Source organism: Lysobacter sp., assembly GCF_035655815.1.
Taxonomy (GTDB): domain Bacteria; phylum Pseudomonadota; class Gammaproteobacteria; order Xanthomonadales; family Xanthomonadaceae; genus Lysobacter_J.
The window spans coordinates 1-11933 of the sequence record NZ_DASRTS010000038.1; the positions used below are offsets into that span (position 1 = coordinate 1).

The 11933-nt window shown below is 67.0% G+C and carries 13 protein-coding genes; 9 read left to right on the forward strand and 4 right to left on the reverse strand.

Annotated features, from left to right (window positions below; translation table 11 throughout):
• On the reverse strand, positions 1 to 914 hold a 914-nt coding region (locus VFE83_RS10835; protein WP_324905963.1), incomplete at its 3' end, for an alanine dehydrogenase.
• A gap of 304 nt (positions 915 to 1218) precedes the next feature.
• On the opposite strand from VFE83_RS10835, the gene trxB reads away from it, so the two are divergent.
• The 5 genes from trxB (at position 1219) to infA (ending at position 5325) form a co-directional block, all read left to right on the forward strand.
• Positions 1219 to 2172, forward strand: a complete 954-nt coding sequence (gene trxB / locus VFE83_RS10840) for a thioredoxin-disulfide reductase (RefSeq protein ID WP_324905965.1) — start codon at positions 1219 to 1221, stop codon at positions 2170 to 2172.
• Between the two features lie 21 nt (positions 2173 to 2193).
• A complete protein-coding gene (locus VFE83_RS10845; protein WP_324905967.1) occupies positions 2194 to 3084 on the forward strand; it encodes a metallophosphoesterase in 891 nt (296 codons plus the stop codon).
• Positions 3085 to 3091: 7 nt separating this feature from the next.
• On the forward strand, positions 3092 to 4246 hold the full coding sequence (locus VFE83_RS10850) for a GNAT family N-acetyltransferase (protein WP_324905969.1): 1155 nt from the start codon (positions 3092 to 3094) through the stop codon (positions 4244 to 4246).
• Entirely contained in the window at positions 4243 to 5004 is a 762-nt protein-coding gene (gene aat, locus VFE83_RS10855; protein WP_324905971.1) for a leucyl/phenylalanyl-tRNA--protein transferase, read from the forward strand. The genes VFE83_RS10850 and aat overlap by 4 nt, the downstream gene beginning before the upstream one ends.
• A 102-nt stretch (positions 5005 to 5106) precedes the next feature.
• A complete protein-coding gene (gene infA / locus VFE83_RS10860) occupies positions 5107 to 5325 on the forward strand; it encodes a translation initiation factor IF-1 (RefSeq protein ID WP_031372296.1) in 219 nt (72 codons plus the stop codon).
• Positions 5326 to 5483: 158 nt separating this feature from the next.
• Here infA and clpA read toward each other — a convergent pair whose 3' ends face one another.
• Positions 5484 to 7766, reverse strand: a complete 2283-nt coding sequence (gene clpA / locus VFE83_RS10865) for an ATP-dependent Clp protease ATP-binding subunit ClpA (protein WP_324905978.1) — start codon at positions 7764 to 7766, stop codon at positions 5484 to 5486.
• Between the two features lie 137 nt (positions 7767 to 7903).
• On the reverse strand, positions 7904 to 8224 hold the full coding sequence (gene clpS, locus VFE83_RS10870; RefSeq protein ID WP_115841517.1) for an ATP-dependent Clp protease adapter ClpS: 321 nt from the start codon (positions 8222 to 8224) through the stop codon (positions 7904 to 7906).
• Positions 8225 to 8327: 103 nt separating this feature from the next.
• Between clpS and VFE83_RS10875 the strand changes: the two genes are divergently transcribed.
• Genes VFE83_RS10875 through VFE83_RS10890 form a run of 4 tightly spaced genes read left to right on the forward strand, consistent with a single transcriptional unit; the run spans position 8328 to position 11036 of the window.
• Positions 8328 to 8825, forward strand: coding sequence for a YbjN domain-containing protein (locus VFE83_RS10875; RefSeq protein WP_324905981.1), 498 nt, complete (start codon positions 8328 to 8330; stop codon positions 8823 to 8825).
• Positions 8825 to 9304, forward strand: a complete 480-nt coding sequence (locus VFE83_RS10880) for an NUDIX hydrolase (protein ID WP_324905983.1) — start codon at positions 8825 to 8827, stop codon at positions 9302 to 9304. The genes VFE83_RS10875 and VFE83_RS10880 overlap by 1 nt, the downstream gene beginning before the upstream one ends.
• The gene (gene mnmA, locus VFE83_RS10885; RefSeq protein ID WP_324905985.1) at positions 9301 to 10422 is read left to right on the forward strand and encodes a tRNA 2-thiouridine(34) synthase MnmA; all 1122 of its coding nucleotides are present in this window, start codon (positions 9301 to 9303) and stop codon (positions 10420 to 10422) included. Before VFE83_RS10880 ends, mnmA begins: the two co-directional genes overlap by 4 nt.
• A 14-nt stretch (positions 10423 to 10436) precedes the next feature.
• Positions 10437 to 11036 carry a lysogenization regulator HflD gene (locus VFE83_RS10890; protein ID WP_324906408.1) on the forward strand — a complete coding sequence of 200 codons (600 nt, stop codon included), beginning with the start codon at positions 10437 to 10439 and terminating at the stop codon, positions 11034 to 11036.
• Between the two features lie 46 nt (positions 11037 to 11082).
• On the opposite strand, the gene VFE83_RS10895 is transcribed toward VFE83_RS10890, so the two are convergent.
• Positions 11083 to 11211 (reverse strand): hypothetical protein, encoded by a 129-nt coding sequence (locus VFE83_RS10895; RefSeq protein WP_324905987.1) that lies wholly within the window; start codon positions 11209 to 11211, stop codon positions 11083 to 11085.
• Positions 11212 to 11933: the final 722 nt, after the last annotated feature.

Here is an 11933-nt window from a genome sequence, read left to right on the forward strand (position 1 = left end):
GGCACGGCGCCCGGCATGTTGGTCACGCAGAAGTGGGTCACGCCCTCCTCCACGTAGGTCGGCTCCTTCCAGGTGGTCGGACGCGATGTCTCGAAGCAGCCGCCCTGGTCGATCGAGATGTCGACCAGCACGCTGCCGTCCTGCATGCCCTTGAGCATCTCGCGGTTCATCACGTGCGGCGCCTTGGCGCCGGTGACCAGCACCGCGCCGACGACGAGGTCGGCCGAGGCCACTTCGCGCGCGACCACGTCGGCGTACGGATACAGCGCGGTCACGTTGTTGCCCAGGCGCATCATCTCGTCCATGCGGTCCTGGCGCATTTCGAACACGACCACATTCGAGCCGCCCGCCGCGGCGAGCTGCGCCGACGCGCTGCCGGCCTTGCCCGCGCCGAACACCACGACCTTGCCGCGCTCGGTCGACGGCAGGCCGCCGAGCAGCTTGCCCTTGCCGCCTTCGGGCTGGTGCAGCAGGTGCGTGCCCACCTGCACGGCGATCTTGCCGGCGATGACCGACATCGGCGCCAGCAGCGGCAGGTCGCCGTTGGGCAGCTCGACGGTCTCGAAGGCCACGCCGGTCAGGCCGATGTCGAGCAGCTTGCGCGTCAGCACCGGTTCGGCGGCCAAGTGCAGGTAGCAGAACAGCAGGTGGTCCTTGCGCAGGTGCTGCAGGTCGCCGGCGATGGGTTCCTTGACCTTGACGATCAGTTCGCCCTTCTCGTACAGCGCGGCAGCGTCGGGCGCGATCTTCACGCCGAGCTGGGTGTACTGCTCGTCATTGAAGCCCGACTTGATGCCGGCGTCCTTCTCGATCCAGACCTCATGGCCGCGCTTGACCAGGTCGCCGGCCGCGGCCGGAACGAGCGCAACGCGCCCTTCGAGGGTCTTGGTTTCCTTGGGAACGCCGATCCGCATGTCTCTACCTTCGATCGTTGAAAAGCCGCGCTGACTTCGCGCGGCTCGTGGGGGGGAAGTTGGTGACGAAAAAAACGCCGCATCGGGCGGCGCGTCCTGCCATTGTCGTCCAGTCGGATGGACGCCTCACGGCGCAGTGCAACATTGCGTCGCGGAGCGTGCCTTGTTTTAGCGGAATGACGCCTCCAAGCTATGCCCTCGACGTTCCCTCTACACGCCTGCGTACGGCCGTTCGCCGACAGCACGCCTGCGTATGGCGGAACACTTCGCGCCGGTGCGCATTCCAAAGCCCGCAATTATACCCATGACCCCATCGAAGCACTCCAAAGTCATCATCCTCGGCTCCGGTCCCGCGGGCTGGACCGCCGCGGTGTACGCCGCGCGCGCCAACCTCAAGCCGCTGGTGATCACGGGCCTGCAGATGGGCGGCCAGCTGATGACGACCACCGAGGTCGACAACTGGCCCGGCGACGCGCACGGCCTGATGGGCCCGGATCTGATGGCGCGGATGCAGGCGCACGCGGAACGTTTCGACACCGAAGTCGTGTTCGATCACGTTCATACCGCCGATCTATCGTCGCGTCCGTTCCGCCTGGTCGGCGACAGCGGCGAGTACACCTGTGACGCGCTGATCATCGCCACTGGTGCCACCGCGAAGTACCTCGGACTTCCGTCGGAAGAACTGTTCAAGGGCCGCGGCGTGTCCGCGTGCGCGACCTGCGACGGCTTCTTCTACAAGGAGCAGGACGTCGCCGTCATCGGCGGCGGCAACACCGCGGTCGAGGAAGCGCTGTACCTGTCCAACATCGCGCGCAAGGTCTACCTGGTGCACCGCCGTGACACGCTGCGCGCCGAGAAGATCATGCAGGACAAGCTGTTCGCCAAGATCCAGGCGGGCAAGATCGAACCGGTGTGGCACCACCAGGTGGACGAGGTGCTCGGCAATGACGCGGGCGTGACCGGCGTGCGGGTGAAGTCGGTGCACGACGGCAGCACGCGCGAAATCGCGATCCACGGCCTGTTCGTCGCCATCGGCCACACGCCGAACACGTCGCTGTTCGAAGGCCAACTCGAGATGAAGAACGGATACCTCGTCATCCGCACGGGCCTGGACGGCAACTCGACGCAGACGTCGGTGCCGGGCGTATTCGCCGCCGGCGACGTCGCAGACCAGGTGTATCGCCAGGCGATCACGTCAGCCGGCTTCGGCTGCATGGCCGCGCTGGATGCGGAGAAGTTCCTGGACAAGGAAGGCTGAGGCCGACTCCGTCCGATCCGCGTGGACAAGCTGCTGATCAAGCAGTGCCTGTTCCATGGCAGCTGGCTGGTCTTTGCGTTCATGGCGTGGCTGCTGTGGCGCATGCGCAAGCCGGGCCATCGCGTGCTCGCCATGGTGGCGCTGGCCGGGTGCCTGGTGTTCGCCTGGGCGCGATTCGTCGAGCCTCAGGTCCTGCGCGTACGCACGACGACGCTCGTCGGCACGGGTGCACGTGCCGACATTGCGCTGATCAGCGACATCCACTTGGGCGTCTACAAGGGACGCGGCTTCCTCGAACGCCTTGTGCAGCGCCTCGACGCCCTACCGGTGCAGGCGGTGGTGATCGCGGGCGACCTGACGTACGAGCCGCAGGCCGATGACCTGGGCACGCTGTTCGAACCGCTCGCGCGCCTGCGCGTTCCGGTCTACGCCGTGCTGGGCAACCACGACCAGCAGGCGCCCGGACCCGACATCGATCGTCCGCTGCGCGAAGCGCTGATGCGCCACGGCGTGCACATCATCGAAGGACGCATCGTCGAGGATGCGCACGGGTTCCGCTGGGCGGGGCTGGGCGACCGCTGGGCCCGCAAGGACGATCCGGGATTCGTGAAGGCGGCCCCGTCCGCGAAACCCACGCTCGTCGTGGCGCACAACCCCGACAGCGCGATGAACCTGGCACCGGCCGATGCGGCGCTGGTGCTGGCCGGTCACACGCACGGCGGGCAGATCCGCATCCCGTGGCTGTACCACCGCGTGATTCCCAGCGCACACGGCTTCGATCGTGGCGAGCAGTTCGCGCATACGCCGGACGGCGCCGTGCGCGTGTTCACCACGACGGGCATCGGCGAGATCGGCCTGCCGTTGCGGCTGTTCAATCCGCCCACCATCGACGTGCTGCATCTGCGACCATAGTCCGCAGATGGCTGAGGTCCGCGCGCTCGCAACGTTGAAGGAGATACCGGCGCAGGCCTGGGACGCGCTGCACGACGGGCGCAATCCGTTCGTCGCGCATGCCTTCCTGTCGGGGCTTGAGGCGCATGGCTGTCTGCGCGCGCAGTGGGGCTGGCGTCCGCAGCACCTGACGCTGTGGGATGGCGACGAGCTGATCGCCGCCGCGCCGATGTACCTTAAGGAGAACTCGCACGGCGAGTTCGTCTTCGATCATGCCTGGGCCCACGCCTACGCACAGCACGGGCTGGACTACTTCCCCAAGTGGCTGTGTGCGGTGCCCTACTCGCCCGTCACCGGACCGCGTCTGCTGGCCCGCACGGCGGGTGATCGCCGCACGCTGACCCACGCGATGACGGCACTATGCGAACGCAACGGACTGTCGTCAGCGCACGTCAACTTCCACACCGAGGCCGAGGACGAGGCGTTCGACGGCGGCTGGCTGGTGCGCCTGGACGTGCAGTACCACTGGCACAACGACCGCAGCTGGGAGACGTTCGACGATTACCTGGCCGCGTTCGATCACAAGCACCGCAAGAACATCCGGCAGGAACGCAGCAAGGTCGCGCGCGCCGGCGTCACGTTCCGCACAGTCGAAGGCGGCGATGCCACTGACGATGACCTGGCGGCGATGCACGGGTTCTACCGACGCACGTTCGCCGAATACGGCAACCATCCGGCGCTGACGCTCGCGTTCCTGCATCACCTGCGCGAGGTGATGCCGCAGGCGCTGGTGATCATGCTGGCCGAACGCGAAGGCGACCCCGTCGCCGGCGCGCTGTGCCTGCGTGGCGGCGACACGCTGTACGGACGTTACTGGGGGGCCACCAGTACGGTGCCAGGGCTGCATTTCGAGACCTGCTACTACCAGGGCATCGAGTACTGCCTGCGCCACGGGCTCACCCGGTTCGAGCCGGGCGCACAGGGCGAGCACAAGCTGGCCCGCGGCTTTCTTCCGACGTTCGTGCGCAGCCGCCACTGGATCGCGCACGAGGCGTTCCGCGACGCTCTGCGCGACTGGTGCGCGCAGGAAGCCGAATCCGTGCGCCGCTACGCCGCCACGCTGGCCGCGCATTCGCCGTTCAAGGCGCAGGTCGACACCTCTGCGCCATCATCGGCGCCATGAGCGCCCTGCCCGCCCTGCTCGCACCCGAACCGGACGCGCCGTTCCCGCCGGTGGATCAGGCGTTGCGGCATCCGGATGGTTTGCTGGCGGTCGGCGGCGACCTCTCGCCGACGCGGCTGCTCAATGCTTACCGGCACGGGATCTTTCCCTGGTATTCGCAGGGGCAGCCGATCCTGTGGTGGAGCCCGGACCCTCGGGTCGTGTTCCGCACGGACGGTGTGCACTTGTCGTCCCGCTTCCGCCGCACGCTGCGCCACAGCGACTGGGTCGTCCGCGCCGACACCGCCTTCGCCGACGTGGTGCAGGCCTGCGCGACGGTCCATCGGCCCGGCCAGCGCGGTACGTGGATCGTCCCGCAGATGCGTACGGCGTACGCGCGCATGCACGCGCTGGGGCATGCGCATTCGTTCGAGGTCTTCGAGGGCGATCGGCTGGTCGGCGGCATCTACGGTGTCGCGGTCGGCCGCATGTTCTTCGGCGAGAGCATGTTCAGCGCGGTGTCCGGGGGCTCCAAGGTGGCCCTGGCCGCGCTCGCCCGGCATCTCCATGGCCGGGGGTGGCCGCTGATCGACGCACAGGTCGAAAACGACCATCTGATGCGGCTGGGCGCGCAGCGGTGGTCGCGCGAACGTTTCATCGCCTCCGTCGCGGAGCTCGCCGTCCAGCCGGTCGAGCCTGGCGCCTGGACACAGGCGGTCGGCGACTGGCCCGCCAGCCGGCTGGCCCAGGCGACCTCATCCGCCCCGCCCGATCCTTAACCGATTTTTTGCACGGGCGCCACCGACATGGCAAAATGCGTGGCTTAGTCGCCTGCGCAAAGCCGGCGCGGGCCACGACCCCATACGCATACCAGGAACCACATGGCAAAAGACGACGTGATCGAATTCGAGGGCACGGTGGCGGAAACCCTTCCGAACACCATGTTCCGGGTGCGCCTCGAAAACGGGCACGAGATCATTGCCCACATCTCTGGCCGCATGCGGAAGAACTACATCCGCATCCTTACCGGCGACAAGGTGAAGGTGGAAATGACCCCGTACGACCTGACCAAGGGGCGCATCACCTACCGCATGAAGTAATGGCGGCAAGTGATTGAATGAAAAAGGCGGCCTGAGGCCGCCTTTTCTTTTTCCGGTTCGTAGAAGCCAGCTTGCTGGCGACCGGAGTGGGTATTCCAGGATTGCCAGCAAGCTGGCTCCTGCGGCGAGGCATGAATGCCCCTGCGCCTCGCCCAATCTCACACCGTAGCCGGCAACAGCTTCTCCGGCTCGGCCTGGGCCTCCACCACCAGCTCGTCGTCCTTGACGTCGATGCTGACCTTGCCACCGTTGACCAGCTTGCCGAACAGCAGCTCGTCGGCCAGCGGACGCTTGATCTTGTCCTGGATCACGCGGGCCATCGGACGGGCGCCCATCAGCGGGTCGAAGCCGTGCTGGGCCAGCCAGTCGCGGGCGGTCGGCGTGGCCGACAGCGCCACGTCCTTCTCGTGCAGTTGGGTTTCCAGCTCGATCAGGAACTTGTCCACCACGCGCAGGATGTGGTCGAAGCCCAGCGGCTGGAACTGCACCACCGCGTCGAGACGGTTGCGGAATTCCGGACTGAAGCTGCGGCGGATCACCTCCATCGCATCGGTGGAGTGGTCCTGCTGGGTGAAGCCGATCGTGCGCCGCGAGGCCTGCGCCGCGCCGGCGTTGGTCGTCATCACCAGCACCACGTTCTTGAAGTTCGCTTCGCGGCCGTTGGTGTCGGTGAGGACGCCGCGATCCATGACCTGCAGCAGGATGTTGAAGATGTCCGGGTGCGCCTTCTCCACCTCGTCCAGCAGCAGCACGCAGTGCGGGGTCTTGACGATCTTCTCCGTCAGCAGCCCGCCCTGGTCGAAGCCGACATAGCCCGGGGGGGCGCCGATCAGACGGCTGACCGAATGCGGCTCCATGTACTCGGACATGTCGAAGCGGACCAGCTCGATGCCCAGCTGCAGCGCGAGCTGCTTGGTCACCTCGGTCTTGCCCACGCCGGTCGGGCCGGCGAAAAGGAAGTTGCCGATCGGCTTGTCCGGATTGCCCAGGCCCGAGCGCGCCAGCTTGATCGCCGAAGTCAGCGTGTCGATGGCCGGATCCTGACCGAAGATCACCATCTTCAGGTTGCGCTCGAGGTTCTTCAGCACGTCCTTGTCGGACGCGCTGACCTGCTTGGTCGGAATGCGCGCCATCTTGGCGACGATGGTCTCGATCTCCTCGACGTCGATCAGGCTCTTGCGGGTGCCTTCGGCCAGCAAACGCTGGCGCGCACCGGCCTCGTCGATGACGTCGATGGCCTTGTCCGGCAGCAGGCGGTCGCCGATGTGCTTGACGGACAGGTCGACCGCGGCCTGCAGCGCTTCGTCGGCGTAAGTCACGCCGTGGTGTGCCTCGTACTTGAGTTTTAGCCCCTGCAGGATCTCGTAGGCCTCGCCCACCGTCGGCTCGACGATGTCGATCTTCTGGAAGCGGCGGGCCAGCGCGCGGTCCTTCTCGAAGATGCCGCGGTATTCCTGGAACGTGGTCGAGCCGATGCAGCGCAGTTCGCCCGACGCCAGCGCCGGTTTGATCAGGTTGGACGCGTCCATGGTGCCGCCGCTGGCCGAGCCCGCACCGATGATGGTGTGGATCTCGTCGATGAAGAGCACCGCCTCGGGCAGCTTCTTCAACTGGGTCAGCACGGCCTTCAGGCGCTTCTCGAAATCGCCGCGGTACTTGGTGCCCGCCACCAGCGCTCCCAGGTCGAGCGCGTAGATCGTCGCGTCGGCCAGTACCTCGGGCACGTCGCCGTCGACGATGCGCTTGGCCAGGCCTTCTGCGATGGCGGTCTTGCCCACGCCGGCCTCGCCGACGTAGAGCGGGTTGTTCTTGCGGCGGCGGCACAGCACCTGGATGGTGCGCTCCACCTCGTCGCTGCGACCGACCAAGGGGTCGATCCGGCCTTCGCGCGCCAGTTGGTTGAGGTTGACCGCGAACTCCGCCAGCGCGTCGCCCTTGCCCTCGCCCTCGCCACCTTCGGCCGAGTGCGACTCGCCCTCTTCCTGGGCGCGCGTGGGCTCGTCGCCGCCGTGCTTGGCGATGCCGTGCGAGATGTAGTTGACGACATCCAGGCGGGCCACGTCCTGCTGGTTGAGGAAGTAGACCGCGTGCGAGTCCTTCTCGCCGAAGATCGCCACCAGCACGTTGGCGCCGGTGACTTCCTTCTTGCCGCTGGACTGCACGTGGTACACGGCGCGCTGCAGCACGCGCTGGAAACCGAGCGTCGGCTGGGTGTCGCGGTCGACGTCCTCGGGCAGCACCGACACCGACGTGGCGATGGCCTGCTCGAGGTCGGTGCGCAGGCGCTGGAAGTCGACGCCGCAGGCCTTCAGCACCGCTTCGGCCGAGGGGTTGTCGAGGAGGGCCAACAGCAGGTGCTCGACCGTCATGTACTCATGACGCGCCTCGCGGGCGCGCTTGTAGCACTGGCCGATGCTGTATTCGAGATCCTTGCTGAACATGGGGCGAAAGCCTCCGGATAGCTACTGCCGTCCTAGATGGGGGCTGGCCTGGGGAATTCCATGCCGCCTCGCAGGCCTGGACCGCAGGCGGCGGGCTCTGGTTCCGCCCAACTGCTCAGACGTGCTGAGCAGAACTTTTAGGCCTTTTCCATCGTGCACAGCAAGGGATGTTGGTTGAGTCTTGAAAATTCGTTCACCTGCGCCACCTTCGATTCTGCGACTTCGCGGGTGAAAACGCCGCAGACGCCGCGGCCGCGGGTATGTACGTGCAGCATGATCTGGGTCGCCTTTTCGGCGTTCATCGCGAAAAAGCGCATGAGGACCTCAACCACGAAGTCCATGGGCGTGTAGTCGTCGTTCAGCAGCAGGACGGAATACAGCGGCGGGCGGGCGATTTCGGGCTTCCCGGTCTCCACCAGGACGCCGTGCTGATGTTCGTGTTCGGTCTGCTTGGCCATTCCCGAATTATAGGGTGCGCTCCCGCGACGGTCGTGGACGCCCGTGCCTCGCGGCCGGCACAATCGTCATATTCCGTCTCCATCGACCACAAGGAACGAACACATGCGTCCTATCGCGCTCGCGCTGGCCCTGATGACGCTGTCGCTGCCGGCCATCGCCGCCGACGCGCCTGCGGACGCGAACGAAACAGTCCGTTCCGCCGATCCCGCCATCGGCAAGCAACTCGAGACCCTGGGCTACAAGTACACGGTCGACGAGGACGGCGACTACAAGCTGACCTTCGAACTGGAGAAGGGCCGCACCCAGCTGGCCTACGTGCTTTCGGCCGTGGAGAAGTTCGGCGAGTTGCAGGTGCGCGAGGTGTGGGCGCCGGCGTACCGTTCGCCGTCGCCGCAGTTCCCGGCCGACGTCGCCAACCGCCTGCTCGAGGAAAGCCAGTCCGCCAAGCTCGGCGGCTGGGTCAAGCAGGGCGACATGGCGGTATTCGTGGTGAAGCTGGCCGCCGACGCCAGTGCCTCGCAACTGGACGATGCGATCGACTTCGTGCTGCGCTCGGCCGACCAGGTGGAAGCCGAGCTGACGGGCAAGGACGAGTTCTGATGAGCTACCGGGAAGGCCGGTTCTGGCAGCCCGACGTCACCGTCGCCACGATCGTCGTGGACGGCGGACGCCTGCTCATGGTCGAGGAGTCCGCGGGCGGCAAGCTCGTGCTCAACCAGCCGGCCGGCCACCTGGAACCGGACGAGTCGCTGCTGGATGCCGCGCTGCGCGAGACGCGCGAGGAGACCGGCTGGGACGTGCGCCTGACCGCCTTCGTCGGCGCCTACCAGTGGAAGGCGCCGGTGAATCCCGACGGCAGCGGCGGCCGGCATTACCTGCGCTTCGCCTTCGCGGCCGAACCCGTCGCGCACGACGCGTCGCGCCCGCTGGACGAAGGCATCGTCCGCGCGCTCTGGATGACGCCCGGCGAACTGGAAACCGCCAGCGCACGCCATCGCAGTCCGCTGGTCTGGAAAGTCGTCGCCGATTTCCTCGGCGGGCGTCGTCATCCGCTGGAACTGACGCACCACCTGGCATGAGCACCGCACCGCGCACCATCGTCGGCATGTCCGGAGGCGTCGATTCGTCCGTCGCCGCGCTGCGCCTGCGCGACGAGGGCGAGCCGATCGCCGGATTGTTCATGCAGAACTGGGCCGACGATGGGAGCGGCGACTGCCGCGCGGAAGATGACCGCCGCGACGCGGTAGCGGTAAGCGGCCGGCTGGGCATTCCAATCCATTTCCGGGATTTCTCCGGCGAATACTGGGCCGGAGTGTTCGAGCACTTCCTCGCCGAGTACGCCGCGGGGCGCACGCCCAATCCCGACGTGCTGTGCAATCGCGAAATCAAGTTCAAGCACTTCCTCGACGCGGCGCGCGAACTCGGCGCGCAATACATCGCCACCGGGCACTACGCCCGCATCGAGCAGCGTGGCGGTCGCCATCTGCTGTTGCGCGCGGTCGACCGCAGCAAGGACCAGAGCTACTTCCTGCACCAGCTTGGCCAGGCGCAACTGTCGGCGACGAAGTTCCCGCTCGGCGGGTTGCTCAAGCGCGACGTGCGCCGGATGGCACTGGACGCCGGCCTGCCGACCGCGGCGAAGAAGGACTCCACCGGGATCTGCTTCATCGGCGAACGCGACTTCCGCGAATTCCTGGGCCGCTATCTGCCCGCCCGCGACGGCGAGATGCGCACGCCGGAAAGTCATGTGATCGGTCGTCACCCGGGCGTGTTCTATTTCACGCTGGGCCAGCGCGAAGGCCTGAATATCGGCGGCGTTCGCGGATTCGACGCGGCGCCGTGGTACGTGGTCGGCAAGGACGTCGCGGGCAACGTGCTGTACGTGGACCAGGGCGCGGACAGCCCTTGGCTGCAGTCGCAGGGCCTGCGCTCGGAAGCCGCGCACTGGATTGCCGGCACGCCGCCCGCACCACGATTCACCTGCACCGCACAGACCCGTTACCGCCAGGCCGACGAGGCCTGCGAGGTGACGGTGCGGGACGACGGCACGCTGGACGTGCGCTTCGCGCGCCCGCAACGGGCGGTCACGCCCGGCCAGTCGCTGGTGCTGTACGACGGCGAGGTCTGCCTGGGCGGTGCGGTCATCGCCGCCACGGACGCGCCACTGGAAGAGAGATTGAAGGTCAAAGCCGCATGAGTCAGAACACCTCGATGTCCACGCGCGTCCTCGCCCTCGCCGGCCTGGTGCAGGCTCTGGCGCAGGTCCGGCGCGTCGCCGACACCGGCCAGGCCAACGCGGCCATCCTCACCACCGCCATGGACTCGGTGTTCCGCATCGATGCGCCCTCGCCCATCGCCGTGTACGGCAGTGTCGAGGCATTGCACCCCGGCCTGGCACTGCTGCGCGACTACTTCGGCAGCACCCAGCGCGACGAGCAGCTGCCACGGCTGGTTCTGGCGGTGATGCAACTGGAGCGTCGTTTCGTGCGCGACGCCGACATGGGCCGGCGCGTGCAGGCCGGAATCCGTGCGCAGTCGGGCAATGCAGAGCGACTGGGCAGCAGCCATCCGGACGTGATGTCCTCCCTCGGGTCGCTGTATGCCGAGACCCTCAGCCATCTGCGTCCGCGCGTGCTGGTGCAGGGCAACCCGCATTACCTCGGGCAGGCGACGGTCGTCGCCGAGGTGCGCGCGATCCTGCTGGCGGCGGTGCGTTCGGCCGTGCTCTGGCGCCAGTGCGGCGGCAGCCTGTGGGATTTCCTGCTGCGCCGGCGCGAACTGCTGTCGGCGGTCAAGGACCACCTGGCCTGACGCCTTGCGTCCGCGCGTGCTGGCGCGGACGTTCGCCACGGTTGCGTCAGCCGAGCGGTCCGACTCCGCCGCCCTGTCCCCATGCCCAGCACACGGCTGCGATCAGCGCCAACGCCAGCGTCCAGCGCAGCGCCTGCTCCACCCGGTCCGACCGGGCCGACTTGTCGATTTTCATGTTGCCCCCCTGCGTGCCGCAGATGAGATAACGGCCCGCAACGCAAGTCCTTGACTGTTGTCACGCACTGCATCGCGCGTTGCGGCCAGCGACGTGCGGCGATTCGAAGATGCGACGTATGGCGCAGGCTGGCTGCCGCCACGAACCCATCGTCGGGCGGGAGTGGACGACATGGTCCGGCGAGCGCTGGGAGCCGCCCCTTCGTCTCTACGTTCTCCACGTCGCCGCCGCACTTACGTCATCCCGGCGAACGCTGGATCCATTGGCGTTGCCCTTGTTCACCGGTGAAGAAGATCAAGATGGATTCCAGCTTTCGCTGGAATGACGATGCGAGGTCACTGATTGGAGTCCGTGGGCACCAGGGCTGGGTCCCGGCCTCGCCGGGACGACGCCGGGAGGCGACCGAGCGCACTCGCCCGACGCAAAGGCGTGGCCGTTGCTTTTGCGTCGGCCTTGGAGGCGAGATCAAGATGGATTCCAGCTTTCGCTGGAATGACGACAGTCGTACACGCCACCAGCCGTCAGCATGCGGCTGCTGTCATCCCCGCGAAGGCGGGGATCCAACTTTGGTCGTGGCAACACATTCCGAAGGCTTGATGCGTCGGACAGATGGATTCCCGCTTTCGCGGGAATGACGATCATTGATGCGTATGCCGTCGCGCGGGCGCTGCATCGGTCATTTCCGCCTGCGAAACCGGTAGGCGGCCTGATCCGCGGGCGAA